The organism is Sphingopyxis sp. CR5, assembly GCF_059693785.1.
This window is the reverse complement of record NZ_JCATIE010000002.1, coordinates 132,398-149,298: the sequence shown is the minus strand read 5'-3', so window position 1 is coordinate 149,298 and position 16,901 is coordinate 132,398. Positions and strand designations below refer to the sequence as shown.

17 protein-coding genes are annotated in these 16,901 nt (G+C 67.1%); 12 read left to right on the top strand and 5 right to left on the bottom strand.

From position 1 onward, the window contains the following. Nucleotides 1–3: 3 nt before the first annotated feature. From AC58D2_RS03595 to fghA, 11 genes are all read left to right on the top strand, one after another. The gene (locus AC58D2_RS03595) at nucleotides 4–1,425 is read left to right on the top strand and encodes a UdgX family uracil-DNA binding protein (protein WP_497387408.1); all 1,422 of its coding nucleotides are present in this window, start codon (nucleotides 4–6) and stop codon (nucleotides 1,423–1,425) included. Continuing rightward, a complete protein-coding gene (locus AC58D2_RS03590) occupies nucleotides 1,425–2,438 on the top strand; it encodes a ligase-associated DNA damage response exonuclease (RefSeq protein WP_497387406.1) in 1,014 nt (337 codons plus the stop codon). The genes AC58D2_RS03595 and AC58D2_RS03590 overlap by 1 nt, the downstream gene beginning before the upstream one ends. Continuing rightward, nucleotides 2,435–4,108 (top strand): cisplatin damage response ATP-dependent DNA ligase, encoded by a 1,674-nt coding sequence (locus AC58D2_RS03585; protein ID WP_497387404.1) that lies wholly within the window; start codon nucleotides 2,435–2,437, stop codon nucleotides 4,106–4,108. The genes AC58D2_RS03590 and AC58D2_RS03585 overlap by 4 nt, the downstream gene beginning before the upstream one ends. 256 nt (nucleotides 4,109–4,364) lie before the next feature. Continuing rightward, nucleotides 4,365–4,979 carry a superoxide dismutase gene (locus tag AC58D2_RS03580; protein WP_497387402.1) on the top strand — a complete coding sequence of 205 codons (615 nt, stop codon included), beginning with the start codon at nucleotides 4,365–4,367 and terminating at the stop codon, nucleotides 4,977–4,979. A gap of 215 nt (nucleotides 4,980–5,194) precedes the next feature. Further along, nucleotides 5,195–6,574, top strand: coding sequence for an L-serine ammonia-lyase (locus tag AC58D2_RS03575; RefSeq protein ID WP_497387400.1), 1,380 nt, complete (start codon nucleotides 5,195–5,197; stop codon nucleotides 6,572–6,574). A gap of 113 nt (nucleotides 6,575–6,687) precedes the next feature. Next, nucleotides 6,688–7,800 carry an S-(hydroxymethyl)glutathione dehydrogenase/class III alcohol dehydrogenase gene (locus tag AC58D2_RS03570; RefSeq protein WP_497387398.1) on the top strand — a complete coding sequence of 371 codons (1,113 nt, stop codon included), beginning with the start codon at nucleotides 6,688–6,690 and terminating at the stop codon, nucleotides 7,798–7,800. Nucleotides 7,801–7,818: 18 nt separating this feature from the next. Continuing rightward, nucleotides 7,819–8,205 carry a VOC family protein gene (locus AC58D2_RS03565; protein ID WP_497387396.1) on the top strand — a complete coding sequence of 129 codons (387 nt, stop codon included), beginning with the start codon at nucleotides 7,819–7,821 and terminating at the stop codon, nucleotides 8,203–8,205. Between the two features lies 1 nt (nucleotide 8,206). Beyond that, nucleotides 8,207–9,079, top strand: coding sequence for a formyltetrahydrofolate deformylase (purU, locus tag AC58D2_RS03560; protein ID WP_497387394.1), 873 nt, complete (start codon nucleotides 8,207–8,209; stop codon nucleotides 9,077–9,079). A 54-nt stretch (nucleotides 9,080–9,133) separates the two neighbouring features. Beyond that, nucleotides 9,134–9,514 (top strand): VOC family protein, encoded by a 381-nt coding sequence (locus AC58D2_RS03555; RefSeq protein WP_497387392.1) that lies wholly within the window; start codon nucleotides 9,134–9,136, stop codon nucleotides 9,512–9,514. Nucleotides 9,515–9,530: 16 nt separating this feature from the next. Next, complete coding sequence (locus AC58D2_RS03550; RefSeq protein ID WP_497387390.1) at nucleotides 9,531–10,034, top strand: prolyl-tRNA synthetase associated domain-containing protein; 504 nt, start codon at nucleotides 9,531–9,533, stop codon at nucleotides 10,032–10,034. Continuing rightward, nucleotides 10,031–10,879 carry an S-formylglutathione hydrolase gene (gene fghA, locus AC58D2_RS03545; protein WP_497387388.1) on the top strand — a complete coding sequence of 283 codons (849 nt, stop codon included), beginning with the start codon at nucleotides 10,031–10,033 and terminating at the stop codon, nucleotides 10,877–10,879. The genes AC58D2_RS03550 and fghA overlap by 4 nt, the downstream gene beginning before the upstream one ends. A 387-nt stretch (nucleotides 10,880–11,266) precedes the next feature. Here the strand turns inward: fghA and AC58D2_RS03540 are convergent, their stop codons facing one another. The 5 genes from AC58D2_RS03540 to AC58D2_RS03520 all read right to left on the bottom strand — a co-directional run bounded on the left by AC58D2_RS03540 (nucleotide 11,267) and on the right by AC58D2_RS03520 (nucleotide 16,216). Further along, nucleotides 11,267–12,244 (bottom strand): quinone oxidoreductase family protein, encoded by a 978-nt coding sequence (locus tag AC58D2_RS03540; protein WP_497387386.1) that lies wholly within the window; start codon nucleotides 12,242–12,244, stop codon nucleotides 11,267–11,269. Nucleotides 12,245–12,456: 212 nt separating this feature from the next. Then, nucleotides 12,457–14,226 (bottom strand): DEAD/DEAH box helicase, encoded by a 1,770-nt coding sequence (locus AC58D2_RS03535; RefSeq protein WP_497387384.1) that lies wholly within the window; start codon nucleotides 14,224–14,226, stop codon nucleotides 12,457–12,459. Between the two features lie 151 nt (nucleotides 14,227–14,377). Then, nucleotides 14,378–15,556, bottom strand: a complete 1,179-nt coding sequence (locus tag AC58D2_RS03530) for a BaiN/RdsA family NAD(P)/FAD-dependent oxidoreductase (RefSeq protein WP_497387382.1) — start codon at nucleotides 15,554–15,556, stop codon at nucleotides 14,378–14,380. A gap of 7 nt (nucleotides 15,557–15,563) precedes the next feature. After that, entirely contained in the window at nucleotides 15,564–15,743 is a 180-nt protein-coding gene (locus tag AC58D2_RS03525; protein ID WP_497387380.1) for a hypothetical protein, read from the bottom strand. Then, nucleotides 15,740–16,216, bottom strand: coding sequence for a GreA/GreB family elongation factor (locus tag AC58D2_RS03520; RefSeq protein ID WP_497387378.1), 477 nt, complete (start codon nucleotides 16,214–16,216; stop codon nucleotides 15,740–15,742). Before AC58D2_RS03520 ends, AC58D2_RS03525 begins: the two co-directional genes overlap by 4 nt. A gap of 162 nt (nucleotides 16,217–16,378) precedes the next feature. On the opposite strand from AC58D2_RS03520, the gene AC58D2_RS03515 reads away from it, so the two are divergent. Beyond that, nucleotides 16,379–16,900 (top strand): sigma-70 family RNA polymerase sigma factor, encoded by a 522-nt coding sequence (locus tag AC58D2_RS03515; RefSeq protein ID WP_497387376.1) that lies wholly within the window; start codon nucleotides 16,379–16,381, stop codon nucleotides 16,898–16,900. Nucleotide 16,901: the final 1 nt, after the last annotated feature.

The following is a 16,901-nucleotide window of genomic DNA, read 5'->3' as shown; positions in this document are numbered from 1 at the left end:
GAGGTGGTCCTCCATACCCCGGGCGATTTCGCGGAATGGCGGCGCGCGGCGCGGCTTTTGCTGGCGGAGGGCGTCGCGCCCGAAGCAGTAAGCTGGCGCGGCGTCGATGAGAGCGCCTCTTTGTTCGGCGCGCCGCCACCTGCGGCATCGGCCGGGGCCACCGTGTCCATCCCGCGCGACCTGCTGGCCATTGCGGAACGTGTCGCCTGTCACCGCGATGGCGATGTGCCAGCGCGCCTCTATCGCGTGATCTGGCGCGCGGTCGCCGACCGGCATCTGCTCGAACGCCGCACCGATCCGGACGTCGACTGGTTGATGAACGCCGACAAGGCCGTCCGCCGCGACATGCACAAGATGCACGCCTTCGTGCGCTTCCGCCGCATCGGCGAAGCCGCGGGGCGTGAGAGTTTCGCCGCGTGGTTCGAGCCCGCGCACCGCATCGTGCGGCTGACGGCGCCTTTTTTCCAGCGCCGCTTTACCGGCATGGACTGGGCGATCGTCACCCCCGACGCGCGGGCGATCTGGAAGGATGAGGCGCTGAGCTATGGTCCCGGCGGTACGCGCGACGAGGTTCCGGACAGCGACGTGGTCGAGGATCAGTGGCGAACCTATTATGGCGCGATCTTCAACCCCGCGCGGGTCAAGGTCGCCGCGATGCGCGCGGAGATGCCGAAAAAATACTGGAAGAACCTTCCCGAGGCGCAGGATATCGCGTCCCTCCTGGCGGGCGCCGGGGCGCGGGTGGAACGGATGCGCGCGGTGGCCGTTTCGGCTGCGAACTCGCGAACGGAGAAATGGCGCAAGCGCATGACCGACGACGATGTCCCCGCCGAAGCGATCGAAACGCTCGACCAGCTCGCGCGCGCGGTCGATCGCTGCACGCGATGTCCGATCTATTGCAACGCGACACAGGGCGTGACGGGCGAGGGGCCAAAGGATGCACGGATCATGCTTGTCGGCGAACAGCCCGGCGATCGGGAGGATTTGCAGGGCCGCCCCTTTGTCGGTCCGGCGGGGCAGCTTCTCGACGACGCACTGGCGGCGGCCGGCCTCGATCGACACAGGCTGTTCCTGACCAACGCGGTCAAGCATTTCAAGTTCGAACCGCGCGGAAAGAGGCGGCTTCACCAGACGCCGACCGCAGGCGAAATCGACATCTGCCGTTGGTGGCTCGACAAGGAACGCGAACTTGTCGCGCCCCGGCTGATCGTCACCCTGGGCGGCAGCGCGCTGCGCGGGGTGGTCGGCAAAAGCGTCAGCATCGCGTCGATGCGCGGCGAAGTGCACGACCTTGCGGGCGGAGCGAAGCTGATCGCGACGGTCCATCCCTCTTTCCTGCTGCGCCTGCCCGACCGCGATCGTGCCGCGCAGGAGCGCAAGGCGTTCGTCGCCGACCTTGTCCATGCGCGAAAGCTCGCCGCCTGATGGCAAAGGCGACGCACTGGCTCGAGCCGCATCCCCACGGCCTTTATGTCAGGCCCGCCGACCTGTGGATCGACCCCTCGCGCCCCGTCGCGCGCGCGGCAGTGACCCACGGCCATGCCGACCATGCGCGTAGCGGGCATGAAGCGGTGTTCGCGACCCCCGAAACGCTGGCGATCATGGCGCTGCGCTATGGCATCGACGCCGCGGCGAGCCATAATGCCGCCTTGTCCTACGGCGACGGGTTCGAGCGTGGCGGCGTTCGCTTTTCCTTCCATCCGGCGGGCCATGTTCTCGGCAGCGCGCAAATCCTGATGGAGCATGCCGGCGAGCGGATCGTGGTCACCGGCGATTACAAGCGCCGCGCCGATCCGACCTGTATGCCGTTCGAGGTCGTGCCGTGCGACATCTTCATTACCGAGGCGACTTTCGGTCTTCCGGTCTTCCGGCACCCGCCGACCGCCGAAGAGATCGCCAAGCTGCTCGCCGCGGTGCGCGCCGAACCCGATCGCGCGGTGCTGATCGGCGCCTATGCGCTGGGGAAGGCGCAGCGCGTGATCGCCGAGCTGCGCCGCGCCGGCTGGGATGCGCCGATCTTCATCCACGGCGCGCTCGAACGCATGTGCGCGCTCTATGCCGAGCATGGCGTCGACCTGGGCGAGCTACGCCTCGTCAGCGATGCCGACAAGGCGGAGATGGCGGGGCAGATCGTGCTCGCGCCGCCGGCGGCGCTGAACGATCGCTGGTCGCGGCGACTGCCCGATCCGGTGACGGCGATGGCGTCGGGCTGGATGCGCGTGCGCCAACGCGCGCGGCAACGCATGGTCGAGCTGCCGCTCGTCCTGTCGGACCATGCCGACTGGGACGAACTCACCGCGACGATCGCCGAGGTGAACCCGCAGGAAAGCTGGATCACCCACGGCAGCGAGGACGGCCTGCTGCGCTGGTGCGAACTCCACCAGCGCAAGGCGCGCGCGCTGCATCTGGTCGGCCGCGACCTGGAGGAGGAGGCGTGAAGCGTTTCGCGGCCCTGATCGACCGGCTGATCTACACGCGCTCGCGCAACACGAAGCTCGCGCTGATCGTCGACTATCTGAAACATACCCCCGATCCCGACCGCGGCTGGGCGCTTGCGGCGCTGACCGATGCGCTCGATTTTCCGGCGGTGAAGGCGGGAACGGTGCGCGCGCTGCTCGCGACCCGCGTCGACGAGGAATTGTTTCGCCTGTCGCGTCAATTCGTTGGCGATACGGCCGAGACGGCGGCGCTGCTGTGGCCCGAACCTGTTCGCCCCTCCCCTTCAGGGGAGGGGACGGGGGTGGGGGCCAGAGGCCTTGCGCAAGGTATCGAGCCCCCACCCCAAACCCCTCCCCTGAAGGGGAGGGGCTTAACGGTTTCCCAGGCCGTCGCTGCGCTCTCCGCCGCCAGCCGCAGCGACGCGCCCGCAATTCTCGCCGCGCTGCTCGACCGGCTCGATGCCGACGGGCGGTACGCCTTGCTAAAGCTCGCGCTCGGCGGAATGCGCGTCGGCGTGTCGGCGCGGCTCGCCAAACAGGCGTTCGCGCAGGCGTTCGACGTGCCCATCGACGATGTCGAAGAGCTTTGGCATGCGATCCCAGCGCCTTACCAGCCGCTCTTTGCATGGGGCGAAGGGCGGGCTCCGCGCCCCGACCTTGCCGATGTCCCGTTCTTTCGTCCCTTCATGCTCGCCCATCCGCTCGAGCAGGAGGCGATCGACCTTGCAGATTTTGCTGCCGAATGGAAATGGGATGGCATCCGCGTCCAGATCGTACGAGCCGGTGGCCGGAGGGGCGGCGAGACGCGCATCTACAGCCGCGGCGGCGAGGAGATAAGCGGCGCCTTTCCCGAACTCGTCGCAGCCTTCGACCAGGATGCGGTGATCGACGGCGAATTGCTTGTGCGCGGCGAAGCGCAGGGCGGGGTCGAGGGCGGCGCGGCGAGCTTCAACGCGCTCCAGCAGCGGCTGGGGCGCAAGACGGTGACGAAGAGGATGCTCGCCGACTTTCCCGCCTTTGTGCGCGTGTACGACCTGCTCGACGTCGACGGGGAGGATCTGCGCGGCCTGCCGTGGGAGGCGCGGCGGCGGCAGCTCGAAGCCTTTGTTCCGCGCCTTGCGGAAAGCCATTTCGACCTGTCGCCGGTGATCGAGGCCGATCATTTCGATCATCTTGCCGAACTGAGGGCCGGCGCGCGCGACGCGGCGATCGAGGGGGTGATGCTCAAGCGGCGCGATGCGCCCTATGTCGCGGGACGCCGCGCGGGCCTGTGGTATAAATGGAAGCGCGACCCGCTCACCGCCGACTGCGTGATGATGTATGCCCAGCGCGGCAACGGGCGGCGCGCGAGCTTCTATTCGGATTATACCTTCGGCTGCTGGACCGACGCGGGCGAATTGTTGCCGGTGGGAAAGGCCTATTCGGGTTTCACGGACGAGGAGCTGAAATGGCTCGATAAATTCGTCCGCGATCACACCGTCGACCGCTTCGGTCCGGTGCGCGAGGTCGAAAAGGCACTGGTGCTCGAAGTCGCCTTCGATTCGATCCATGCGTCGAAGCGCCACAAGTCGGGGCTCGCGATGCGCTTTCCCCGCATCGCGCGCATCCGCCGCGACAAGCCCGCCGAAGAGGCCGACCGGATCGCGACGTTGCAGGCGATGGTGACGTGATGCTTTCCTGCCATCGTCATCCCGGACTTGATCCGGGATCCATTGCCGCGGTCGTAGCTTGGATCCCGGATCAAGTCCGGGATGACGATGAATGACAGATCGCCTTTTGGTCGATAGCGGCCGAGGCTTGCAAATGGACTGATCGCTTCTTCGGAGAAGGAAGAAGGTGATGAATATTTGCCTTCACAGGGTTGCAACCGCTAAGCGCGATACCGAGTTAGTGACCCCATAGTTCATACAGAAAATGGAGACTGCCATGACGATCGCCTTTCCGCCGCTGCCCTATGCCGAAGACGCGCTGGCGCCGCATATTTCGGCCGAAACGTTGCAGACGCATCATGGCAAGCACCACAAGACCTATGTCGACAAGGTGAATGCCGCGATCGAGGGCACCGACCTTGCCGACAAGAGCCTCGAGGAGATCATTCACCACGCCGAAGGGGCGGGCAACAAGGGTCTGTTCAACAATTCGGCGCAGTCGTGGAACCATGCCTTCTACTGGAACAGCATGGCGCCGTCGAAGACCGCTCCCTCGGGCGACCTCGCCGCGGCGATCGACCGCGACTTCGGTTCGCTCGACGAGCTGAAAAAGAAGCTCAAGGACACCGCGGTCAACCACTTCGCGTCGGGCTGGGCGTGGCTCGTTGCCGAAAACGGCAAGCTGTCGGTCACCGATACGCACGACGCCGGCACCGAGCTGACCAAGGGCATCAAGCCGCTGCTGGTCATCGACGTGTGGGAACATGCCTATTACATCGACCGCAAGAATGTGCGCCCCGACTATGTCGGCGCCGTGGTCGACGAACTGCTCAACTGGGACTTCGCCGCCGAAAACCTCGCGCGCGACGGTGCCTGGACCTATCCGGGCTGAGCAGCGCGTCAATAGCTGTAACCCCATAGCTGAAACGATGTGTGCTCCCGCGAAGGCGGGAGCCCATCCCCGGCCCCGGTCGGTGCTATCGTGAAACGGCCGGTGATGGGTCCCCGCCTTCGCGGGGACACACAAGATTATTCTTTGGCCTTGGCATCGCTGACCGGGATTTGGGGCCTGTCGCCCCGGGGCGCCTTCGCCTATACGCCGCCGCCATGACGATCAGTCTCTTCGAACTCTTCAAAATCGGCGTCGGCCCTTCGAGCTCGCACACCGTCGGCCCGATGGTCGCGGGACGGCGCTTCGGACTGTGGCTGGGCGAGCATAACCTTCTCGACCGCACCGCGCATGTCGAGGCCGACCTCTATGGTTCGCTTGCGCTGACGGGGAAGGGGCACGCCTCCGACACCGCGCTCGTCGCCGGGCTCGCGGGCGAAATCCCCGCCGAAACCAGCCTGTCCGCAATCGAGGCGCATTGGGCGCGCGCCGAAGCCGAGGGCGCGCTCTATCTGCTCGGGCGCCGTCGCGTCCGCTTTCAGCCGAAGCGGGACCTTCATTTTCTCACCCGCCAGCGCCAGCCCTTCCACACAAACGCGCTGTCCTTCACCGCGCGCGATGATGCCGGCGAAATCCTGGCGAAGCGCATGTATTTCTCGATCGGCGGCGGCTTCGTCGTCGACGAGGAGGAGGCGGGGCGCAACAGCCGCGGCGGCGAGGACGAGGTCGAGCTGCCCTATCCCTTCACCTCGGGCGCCGACCTGATCGAGATGGGCGCGGCGTCGGGCAAGAGCTTCGGCGAGATGATGCTCGACAACGAACTCGCGCACCGCAGCCGCGAGGAAGTCGAGGCCGGGATCGATGCCGTCGCGGCGGCGATGGACGCCTCGATCGATGCGGGTTGCTGTAGCACCGGCACCCTGCCCGGCGGGCTCAAGGTCCGCCGCCGCGCGCCGCAGATCGCCGCCGACATCCGCGAACGCCACGAGGCGAACCTGTCCGAACCGCTCGCGATGATGGACTGGATCAACCTGTGGGCGATGGCGGTCAACGAAGAGAATGCCGCCGGCGGCCGCGTCGTCACCGCGCCGACCAACGGCGCCGCCGGGATCATCCCCGCGGTGATCCGCTATTACAAGCGGGGCTGCCGCGGCGATGCGAAGGGCGTGCGCACCTTCCTCCTCACCGCCGGGGCGATCGGGGCCTTGTATAAACGCAACGCCAGCATCTCGGGCGCCGAAGTCGGGTGCCAGGGCGAGGTCGGGGTCGCCTGTTCGATGGCGGCGGCGGGGCTGACCGCGGCGCTCGGCGGCACCAACGCGCAGATCGAAAATGCCGCGGAGATCGGCATGGAACATAATCTCGGCCTCACCTGCGATCCCATCGGCGGGCTGGTGCAGATCCCGTGCATCGAGCGCAACGCGATGGGCGCGATCAAGGCGATCGACGCGAGCCGCATCGCGATGATCGGCGACGGCACGCATGTCGTCAGCCTCGACACGGTGATCGCGACGATGCTGCAAACGGGCCGCGACATGCGCGACAAGTATAAGGAAACGTCGAAGGGCGGGCTGGCGGTCAGCGTGGTGGAGTGTTGAGCCCGACACCCTTTTCATCGTGGGAGCGAGTGGCGAAGGCGAGGGATCGCGCGCTCGCATCTTGCATTGCTACCCCATTTGCCTGATTGGAGCGCGCAAGAAGGAGACCGCCCATGAAGACCCGCGCCGCCGTTGCGTTCGAAGCGAAGAAGCCGCTGGAGATCGTCGAACTCGATCTCGAAGGCCCGAAGGCGGGCGAGGTGCTGGTCGAGATCATGGCGACGGGAATCTGCCACACCGACGCCTATACGCTCGACGGCTTTGACAGCGAGGGCATCTTTCCGAGCGTGCTCGGCCATGAGGGCGCGGGCGTCGTGCGCGAAGTCGGCGCGGGCGTCACCAGCGTGAAGCCCGGCGACCATGTGATCCCGCTCTACACCCCCGAATGTCGCCAGTGCAAAAGCTGCCTTTCGGGCAAGACCAACCTCTGCACCGCGATCCGCGCGACGCAGGGCAAGGGACTGATGCCCGACGGCACGACGCGCTTTTCGTACAAGGGCCAGCCGATCTTTCACTATATGGGTTGCTCGACCTTCTCGAACTTCACCGTGCTGCCCGAGATTGCGGTCGCGAAGATCCGCGAAGACGCGCCCTTCCAGTCTAGCTGCTACATCGGTTGCGGCGTGACCACCGGCGTCGGCGCGGTCATCAACACCGCGAAGGTGCAGGTCGGCGACAATGTCGTCGTTTTCGGGCTCGGCGGCATCGGGCTCAACGTGATCCAGGGCGCGCGGCTGGCTGGTGCGAACAAGATCATCGGCGTCGACATCAACGCGACCCGTGAAGAGTGGGGCCGCAAGTTCGGCATGACCGAATTTTTGAACTCGAAGGGCATGAGCCGCGAGGATGTCGTCGCGGCGATCGTCCAGATGACCGACGGCGGCGCCGATTACACCTTCGACGCGACGGGCAATACCGAGGTGATGCGGATCGCGCTCGAGGCCTGCCACCGCGGCTGGGGCACCTCGATCATCATCGGGGTCGCCGAGGCGGGCAAGGAGATTGCGACGCGGCCCTTCCAGCTCGTCACCGGGCGCAACTGGCGCGGCACCGCCTTCGGCGGCGCCAAGGGGCGCACCGACGTGCCGAAGATCGTCGACATGTACATGCAGGGCAAGATCGAGATCGACCCGATGATTACGCATGTCATGGGGCTCGAAGAGATCAACAAGGGTTTCGACCTGATGCACGCGGGCGAGAGCATTCGCAGCGTCGTCGTATTCTGACGCGGAGAGGGACACGCCATGTTCAGCCATGTGACCCTGGGGTCGAACGATATCGCCGCGAGCAAGCGATTTTACGACGCGATCCTCGGCGTGCTCGGCGCGCCCGAGGGGGTGATCGACGAGCGCGGGCGGCTCATCTACATGCACGCCGGCGGCCGGCTGGTGATCACCCGGCCGGTCGACGGCAAGGCCGCCGCATGCGGCAACGGGCACACGCTCGGTTTCCTGGCATCGTCGCCCGAAATGATCGACGCCTGGCACGCGGCGGGAGTCGCGAGCGGCGGCACCACCGCCGAAGACCCGCCGGGCGTCCGCAACGCGACCGAGGGGCGCGTCGTCTACCTTGCCTATCTGCGTGATCCGAGCGGCAACAAGCTCTGCGGCTTCCACAAGATTTCGGGCTGACATGACCGACGATCGCGGGCCCGCCTATGTGCTGACCTTCAGCTGCGTCGATGCGGTGGGCATTGTCGCGGCCGTGACCGGACTTCTCGCCGACACCGACGGCTTCATCCTCGACAGCCAGCAATATGCCGACCTCGATTCGGGGCGCTTTTTCATGCGTGTCGAGTTTCGCGGCGCGGGGCCGCGCTTTCCGCAAGGCGCGGATGCGGTGCGCGCGGCCTTCGTGCCGGTCGCCGAGCGCTTTGCGATGGACGCGCGGATCAGCGACGCGAACGCCAAGCCGCGCTTCGTCATCGCGGTGTCGCAGGGCAGCCACTGCCTCAACGATCTGTTGCACCGCTGGTCGACCGGCAATCTCGCGATCGACATCGTCGGCGTCGTGTCCAACCACGAGCATCTGCGGCGTCTGACCGAATGGCACGGCGTGCCGTTCCACTATCTGCCCGTCGACAAGGATAATCGCGCCGATCAGGAAGCCGCGATCCTGCGGGTGATGGACGAAGGGCAGGCCGATTACCTGGTGCTCGCGCGCTATATGCAGATCTTGTCGGAGGATATCTCGTCGAGGCTCGCAGGGCGATGCATCAACATCCACCACAGCTTCCTTCCGGGCTTCAAGGGCGCGCGGCCCTATCACCGGGCGCATGAGCGCGGGGTCAAGCTGATCGGTGCGACCGCGCATTTCGTGACCAGCGACCTCGACGAAGGGCCGATCATCGAACAATCGGTCGAGCGCGTCGATCATCGCGACCCGGTCGAGGCACTGATCCGCATCGGCCGCGATATCGAGGCACAGGTGCTCGCGCGCGCGGTGCGGTGGGTCGCCGAACAGCGCGTGCTGATCGACGGGCGCAAGACGGTGGTCTTTCGTTAGTCACGCGAAGCGGATAAGTCCCGAATCGCAACGAATCAGGAGGAGCCAGAGGCGATGTACAGTCACAATATGGTCGGATCGAACGACCTCGACGCATCAAAGAAATTCTATGACGCAACCTTTCAGGCGATCGGCGGCAAGCCGGGGATCGTCGACGACAAGGGGCGGCTGATCTACATGCACAATGGCGGGCTGTTCCTCGTCACCGCGCCGATCGACGGCCAGCCCGCGACCGCAGGCAACGGCTGCACGATCGGCATCGCGATGGAGGGTCCCGAACAGGCCGACGCCTGGCACAAGGCGGGCGTCGAAGCGGGCGGCACCGCGATCGAAGACCCGCCGGGCGTGCGCGAGGGCAATGGCATGAAAATGTATCTCGCCTATCTGCGCGATCCGTCGGGCAACAAGCTCTGCGCGCTGCACCGCGTCGTCTGATCGCGCCGACGGGATGATGCGCGGTGAAGACGGATTGCTGGCGGACCTCGATGCGCTCGCCATTCCCTTCGCCGCGCACGAGCATGTCGCGGTGTTCACGGTCGCGGAGAGCGACGATGTGAACGCCGCGATCCCCGGCGCGCATACCAAGAATCTGTTCCTCAAGGACGCCGGCGGCGCCTTCTGGCTCGTCACCGTGCCGGGGGAGAGCCGCGTCGACCTGAAGGCGCTGCCCGCTGCGATCGGCTGCAAGCGCGTGAGTTTCGGCAAGGCCGACGACATGCAGCGCCTGCTCGGCATATCGCCGGGGTCAGTGACGCCGCTCGCCGCGATCAACGCCGCGCCGGGGAGTGTCACGGTGGTGCTCGACGCGGGGCTTGCCGCGGCGCCGCGTGTCAACGTCCATCCGCTGCGTAACACCGGCACGCTCGGCTTGTCCGGCGCCGCGATACTGGACCTGCTGCGCCATTGGGGCCATGAACCCCGGACCGCCCCCATTCCGATGCAGGACAGCCCATGACCCTCGAAACCCTTTCGACCAACCGCAGCCACGGCGGCACCCAAGGCGTCTACAAGCACAAGAGCGCGACGACCGGTACCGACATGACATTCGCGGTCTTCGTTCCCGACCATGACGAGGGCGTCAAGCTGCCCGTCCTGTGGTATCTGTCGGGACTGACCTGCACCCACGCCAATGTCATGGAAAAGGGCGAATATCGCGCCGCCTGCGCGCAGCATGGCGTCATCTTCGTGGCGCCCGATACCAGCCCGCGCAGCGAGGATGTACCCGACGATCCCGACGGCGCGTGGGACTTCGGGCTCGGCGCTGGCTTCTATGTCGATGCGACCGAGGCGCCGTGGGCGGCGAACTATCGCATGCGCTCCTATGTCGAAGACGAACTCCCGTCGCTGATGCTCCGCCACTTCCCGATGGCCGACATGACGCGGCAGGGGATCAGCGGCCATTCGATGGGCGGCCACGGCGCGCTGACCGTCGCGCTGCGCACCCCCGACCGCTTCCGCTCGGTTTCGGCCTTCGCGCCGATCGTGTCGCCGCTGCAATGCCCGTGGGGCGAAAAGGCGCTGTCGAACTATCTCGGGGAGGATCGGGGGGCGTGGAGCGCCTATGACGCCTGCGCGCTGATCGAAGGCGGCGCGCGCGTGCCCGACCTGCTCGTCGATCAGGGCGAGGCCGATACGTTCCTTGCCGATCAGTTGAAGACGCACCTGCTGGCCGAGGCGTGCGAGAAGGCCGGGCAGACGGCGACGATCCGCGTGCAGGCGGGGTACGACCACAGCTATTATTTCATTTCGACCTTCATGGCCGAGCATGTCGGCTGGCATGCCGCGCGGTTGAAGGCTTGAACATCCCCTCCCGCTTGCGGGAGGGGCAGCGAGGCTCGCGAGCTTGCTCGCTAGCCGCAGGGGGGTGGGTCATTGCGCCGTCGCTGCCCACCCCCGACCCCTCCCGCAAGCGGGAGGGGAGCTAGGGTCAGGACCCATTAATTCCACGTTCGAGGCGTCGAAATGGCGAAGATATCGGGCTTGGGCGGGTGCAGCGGGTAGCATCGCTACCCGCAAGGCCGCGCGAGCCTGAGATCGAAGCCATTTCGACGTCCCTCCGGGATTTGACCGATTTTGCCCATGGCATCGTCGAAAGGTCTTGAAATATTGACATATTCCTTCGCCCCTTCTCCTCGCCCTGAGCAAAATCGCTTCAAACCTCGATCGCGGAATTAATGGGTCCTGACCCTAAGGCATCAGCAGCGTCGATCCCGTCGTGCGCCCGGCCTCCAGATCGGCGTGCGCCCGCGCCGCATCGCGCAGCGGATAGCGCTGGCCGATCGTCACCTCGACCGCGCCGCTGCCGATCATCTCGAACACCCGCGCCGCGCCCGCCGCGCGCTCGCCGGGACCCCGATAATAGTCGAACAGCGTCGGGCGCGTCACGAACTGCGATCCGTGCTGCGCGAGGATACCCAGATTGACGCCGGTCACCGGCCCGCCGGCATTGCCATAGCTGACGATCAGCCCGCGCCGCGCGGTGGCTTTCAGCGAGACGTCCCATGTCGCCATGCCGATGCCGTCGAAGGTCACCGGCACGCCCTGGCCGTCGGTGATTTCGCGCACATGCGCCGCTACATCCTCCTTCTTGTAGCGGATGACATGATCGACACCGGCTTCGCGCGCGGCATGGGCCTTTTCCTCGGTACTCACCGTGCCGATGACCGTCGCGCCGATCGCTTTCAGCCACTGGACCAGGATCAGTCCGACCCCGCCGGCGGCGGCGTGGACGAGCACCGGCCAGCCCGCCTCGACCTTCGCGCAGCGTTCGACGAGCGCCTCGACCGTACAGCCCTTGAGCAGCGCCGCGGCGGCGGTTTCGTCCTCGATGTCGGCGGGCAGCTTGAACAGCGACGACGCGTTGACGAAGCGCGCGCCCGCATAGGCGCTGCGATCTGGACCGAAGGTCGCGACGCGGTCGCCGGGCTCGAGTCCGTGCACGCCATCGCCGACCGCGAGAACCTCTCCCGCGGCTTCCATGCCCAGCCCGCTCGGCAGCTCGACCGGATAGGTGCCGTCGCGGTGATAGGTGTCGATATAGTTCAGCCCGACCGCGGTCTGCCGCACGAGCACCTGCCCTGGCTCGGGCGTGCCGAGCGCGACGTCGCGCCACTCGATGACCTCGGGACCGCCCTGCTTCTCGATATATGCCTGGATCGCCTGCATCTGCCGTCTCCTGCCGCCTTCAATCTGGAGGGTGGGGCGAGGCGGCGCAAGGGGGGCGTGGCCGGCTGCCCGATGCAGTCACTTCGTCCAAATTTCCCGAGTGCTCCCGCAAAGGCGGGAGCCCATCACCGGTCGGTGGGATGTGGAACCGGCCGGAGATGGGTCCCCGCCTTCGCGGGGACACACGGCATTTTGTCCTGGAGTCGCGAATTCTACCCCTGCCGGCCCTTCTTGCCTTTCGCATAGGGTTTCGCCTTGAACCCGCCGCCCGGCTTGCCGCCGCCACGGGGCTTGCGCGGGGCATCGCCGCGCGGGCCGCCCTTGAACGGACGCTTGTCGCGCCGCGGCGGATAGCTGCTGCCCTCGGGCGCCGGCGTGATCGTGACGCCGCTGTCGTCTTCGCCGCCGTCACGGCCGGCCGTGCGCTCGATCGCCTCGGCGAAGCGGTCGGCGATGGCGAGCGGGATGTTGAACAGCGTTTCGTTCGGTCCGATGCGGATCGCCCCGATCTCGTTTTTCGTTACGTGGCCGCGGCGGCAGAGCAAAGGCAGGATCCAGCGCGGGTCGGCATTCTGGCGCCGCCCGACGTCGAGCCGGAACCAGACGCTGTCGTCGAAGCCTTCGCGGCGCGGACCGCGGTCGGCGCGCTCGCTGCGTTCGCCGCGGGCCGGGGGCGAATTGTCGATCAATTCTTCGGGCGAGGGCATCGTCGCGCGGTGTGCGCGAACAAGGCTGGCGGCGATATCTTCGGCGCTGCGCTCGGCGAGCAGCCGCTGCGCGAGTTCGATGTCGTCGGCCTCGTGCTCGACGGGGGCCAGCAGCGCCTCGATCAGCCGTTCCTGGTCGCGTGCGCGCACGTCGGCGGCGGTCGGTGCCTGCATCCACTGCGCCTCGATCCGCGCGCCGCGCAGCATCGCGTCGACGCGGCGGCGGCGCGGATAGGGGACGATCAGCACCGCGGTACCTTTGTTCCCCGCGCGTCCCGTGCGGCCCGACCGGTGCTGGAGCGTTTCGGCATCGCGCGGAATTTCGACATGAACGACCAGGCTCAGGCTGGGCAGGTCGATCCCGCGCGCCGCGACGTCGGTCGCGACGCATACGCGGGCGCGGCGATCGCGCAGTGCTTGCAGCGCGTGGTTGCGCTCGTTCTGGCTATGCTCGCCCGACAATGCGACCGCCGCGAAGCCGCGATTGACCAGCCGCGCATGGAGGCGGCGGACATTGTCGCGCGTCGCGCAGAACAGCATCGCGGTATCGGCTTCGTGCAGGCGAAGCAGGTTGATCACCGCGCCTTCGATATCGGCGGGCGCGACCGTGACGACCTGATAGGCGATGTCGCCGTGCCCGCGCGTGTCGCCGACGGTGGAGATGCGCAGCGCGTCCTTCTGATAGCGCTTGGCGAGCTGGGCGATCGGTTTGGGAATCGTCGCCGAAAACAACAGGGTGCGACGCGTGGCCGGCGTCGCGTCGAGGATCTCTTCCAGATCCTCGCGAAAGCCCATGTCGAGCATCTCGTCGGCCTCGTCGAGCACCGCGACGCGAAGCGCGGCCAGATCGAGCGCACCGCGCTCCAGATGGTCGCGCAGCCGTCCGGGCGTGCCGACGACGATATGCACGCCCTGGTTGAGCGCGCGCCGCTCGCGGCTCGCGTCCATGCCGCCGACGCAGGTCGCGATGCGCGCGCCGGCCTGCGCATAGAGCCAGCCGAGTTCGCGGCTGACCTGCAGCGCCAGTTCGCGCGTCGGCGCGACGATCAGCGCCAGCGGCGAGGCTGCGAAGGGCAGACGCCCGTCCTCGAGCAGTTCGTCCGCCATCGCGAGCCCGAAGGCGACGGTCTTGCCCGATCCGGTTTGCGCCGAAACGAGCAGGTCGCGGCCGTGCGCCTCGGCTTCGGTGACCTGCGCCTGCACGGGGGTGAGCGCTTCATAGCTGCGCGCGGTCAGGGCGTCCGCGAGGACGGGTGAAAGATGATCGAAAGTCATTTTGTTCTTCTTTTCCGTGACGGGCTGCGCCGCCGATTCTCTAATTCGTCATGCCGGACTTGATCCGGCATCCATGCGTCACTTGCCACGAAGCGCTGAATGGACCCCGGATCAAGTCCGGGGTGACGAGGCTGATGGGTTGTCCATTTTCCTAAAGCGCCAGCGCAGCCGCATATCCGCTGGCCCAGGCCCATTGAAAATTATAGCCGCCCAGCCACCCGGTGACGTCCACGGCTTCGCCGACCGCATAGAGCCCTGCGACGCTTTTGGCCATCATTGTTTGCGATGACAGGCCGGCGGTCGAAATGCCCCCCGCGGTGACCTCTGCCTTGGCGAAGCCTTCGGTGCCGTTGGGGTGGAAGCTCCAGCGTTTCAGCCGCACCTCGGCGTCGGCAAGTTTCCGGTCGGCCTGTGCGCCGAGTTCGCCGGGCAGCACAAGCCGCTCGGCGAGCGTCTGCGCGAGCCGGTCGGGCAGGGCGGCGCCGAGCGCGGCGGCGAGCGTCGCGCGCGGGCGCGCCCGCTTCGCCTCGACCAGCCAGCCCGGCGCGGCATCGGGCAGAAAGTCGATCGTCACCGGTTCGCCGTGGCGCCAATAGCTGCTCGCCTGCAGGATCGCGGGGCCGGACAGGCCGCGATGGGTGAACAGCGCCGCCTCGCGGAACGCCGCCTTGCCCGCGCACGCCTTGACCGGCGTCGCAACCCCCGAAAGCTCGCGGAAGAGCACATCGCCGCCGCCGAGCGTCAGCGGCACCAACGCCGGGCGCGGCTCGACGACCTTCAGCCCGAATTGCCGCGCCAGGTCATAGGCGAACCCGCTCGCACCCATCCTGGGGATCGACGGCCCGCCGGTGGCGATCACCAGATTGGGCGCGGTGAAGGCCTGTTCACCAAAGGTCACGCGAAAGAGCCCGTCCGCATGGTCGACGCCGCGCACCGGCGCGCCGCAGCGGACATCGACCCCGCCTTTCGCCGCCTCTTCGAGCAGCATCGCGACGACCTGCTTCGCCGACCCGTCGCAGAACAGCTGCCCCAGCGTCTTTTCGTGCCAGGCGATGCCATAGGCGTCGACGAGCGCGATGAAATCGGCCGGCGTGTAGCGCGCGAGCGCCGATTTGGCGAAGTGCGGGTTCGCCGACAGATAGCGTTCCGCCACGGTATGGATATTGGTGAAGTTGCAGCGGCCGCCGCCCGAGATCAGGATTTTCTTGCCCACCTGGTCGGCATGGTCGAGCAGCAGCACCCGCCGTCCGCGCTGTCCGGCGGTGGCGGCGCACATCAGCCCGGCCGCGCCGGCGCCCAGCACGATGGCGTCGTAATCGCTCGTCGTCATCGGATCGTCAGCGCAGCTTCGCGATCGACAGGCCGTCTTCCTTGGCGCGCGCCTTCACCGATTCCTCGCTGCGGGTCAGCGCCTTGGCGATCGCCTTCAGCGCCATGCCCTTTTTCGCCAGCGTGTGCAGCTTCTGCACCTCGGCGGGCGTCCACGGCTGCTTGTGGCGTTCGAACCGGTCCTTCATGCCTGCACCTTCGCATCGGCCGCCACGGCGAGAATCTCGATCGCGTCCTCGCGGTCCTGAAACGCCACCCTATCGCCGGCCTCGGCGCCCATCAGCGCGCGGCCGAGCGGCGCGGTGAAGGCGATCAGCCCGGCGGCGGGATCGGCCTCGTCGTGCCCGACGATCGTCGCCGCACGCTCGGCACCGTTTAGCGTATAGCGCACCGCGCTGCCGACCCCGACGACGCCATCGTCGGGCGCGGCCTGTATCTCTGCGGTCGCGTGGCGCGTCGCGACATAACGCTGGCGGCGCTGGAGTTTCTTGCGCGCGTCGGCGTCGGATTCGGCGGCAATCGCGGCTTCGAGCGCAGCGAGTTCTTCGCCGAGCAGGCGGAGGCCGCGCGGCGTGACCAGGTTTGCACCCGGCGGAATCGGCCATTCGAAGACCGGCTCCATATGCTCGTCATCGCTTTCGCGGCGAAACGCTACGCTCACTATTCTCTCGCTTTCGGGGGAGGGGAGCCATCCTATTACGCGCCGAAGGTGGCGACAAGATGGCGGGCGTAACCTTTACGGTCGCTGCGTCGAAGGAGGAGTGATGCCGCCGCAATCCCGCCTATCGCGCTCCGTCACCCCGCCCGCTAGAGTGCAGCGCCGATGAAGATAGACGAGCCTTCGCTTGCGCGCCTGATGGCCGCGTCGCAGCGCGGGGACCGTGCGGCCTATCGCGCGCTGCTCGGCGATTGCCGGATATGGCTCGCGCGCTATTTCGCGCGTCGCATCGCCCCGCATGCGGTCGACGACCTGGTTCAGGAAACGCTGGTATCGATGCACCGCAAGCTGGCGACATGGGACAGCGGCCGGCCGTTTCTGCCGTGGCTCGCCGCGATCGCGCGCTATCGCTGGATCGACATGCTGCGGCGGCAGCGCGACGAGGCCGAACTCGGCGACAATGACGCGGCGGTGCGGGCGGAGGACGAGGCGGTGCACGCGCGGCTCAGTCTCGACCGGCTGCTCGGCCTGCTGCCGGCCGGGCAGGCACAGGCGATCACGCTGGTCAAGATCGAAGGCGCGTCGATCGCGGAGGCCGCGCGGATCAGCGGCCAGAGCGAATCGCTCGTCAAGGTGAATATCCATCGCGGGCTGAAGAAGCTCGCGGGACTCGTGGAAAGCGAATGAG

Bases quoted from the DNA above. Each gene is read 5' to 3' on its own strand.
- AC58D2_RS03555 (WP_497387392.1), top strand. From the start codon at position 9,134: ATGTACAGTCACAATATGGTCGGATCGAACGACCTCGACGCATCAAAG.
- AC58D2_RS03540 (WP_497387386.1), bottom strand. From the start codon at position 12,244: ATGCAGGCGATCCAGGCATATATCGAGAAGCAGGGCGGTCCCGAGGTC.
- AC58D2_RS03580 (WP_497387402.1), top strand. From the start codon at position 4,365: ATGACGATCGCCTTTCCGCCGCTGCCCTATGCCGAAGACGCGCTGGCG.
- AC58D2_RS03525 (WP_497387380.1), bottom strand. From the start codon at position 15,743: ATGAAGGACCGGTTCGAACGCCACAAGCAGCCGTGGACGCCCGCCGAG.
- AC58D2_RS03550 (WP_497387390.1), top strand. From the start codon at position 9,531: ATGCGCGGTGAAGACGGATTGCTGGCGGACCTCGATGCGCTCGCCATT.
- AC58D2_RS03535 (WP_497387384.1), bottom strand. From the start codon at position 14,226: ATGACTTTCGATCATCTTTCACCCGTCCTCGCGGACGCCCTGACCGCG.
- purU (WP_497387394.1), top strand. From the start codon at position 8,207: ATGACCGACGATCGCGGGCCCGCCTATGTGCTGACCTTCAGCTGCGTC.
- AC58D2_RS03530 (WP_497387382.1), bottom strand. From the start codon at position 15,556: ATGACGACGAGCGATTACGACGCCATCGTGCTGGGCGCCGGCGCGGCC.
- AC58D2_RS03515 (WP_497387376.1), top strand. From the start codon at position 16,379: ATGAAGATAGACGAGCCTTCGCTTGCGCGCCTGATGGCCGCGTCGCAG.
- AC58D2_RS03575 (WP_497387400.1), top strand. From the start codon at position 5,195: ATGACGATCAGTCTCTTCGAACTCTTCAAAATCGGCGTCGGCCCTTCG.
- AC58D2_RS03590 (WP_497387406.1), top strand. From the start codon at position 1,425: ATGGCAAAGGCGACGCACTGGCTCGAGCCGCATCCCCACGGCCTTTAT.
- AC58D2_RS03570 (WP_497387398.1), top strand. From the start codon at position 6,688: ATGAAGACCCGCGCCGCCGTTGCGTTCGAAGCGAAGAAGCCGCTGGAG.
- fghA (WP_497387388.1), top strand. From the start codon at position 10,031: ATGACCCTCGAAACCCTTTCGACCAACCGCAGCCACGGCGGCACCCAA.
- AC58D2_RS03565 (WP_497387396.1), top strand. From the start codon at position 7,819: ATGTTCAGCCATGTGACCCTGGGGTCGAACGATATCGCCGCGAGCAAG.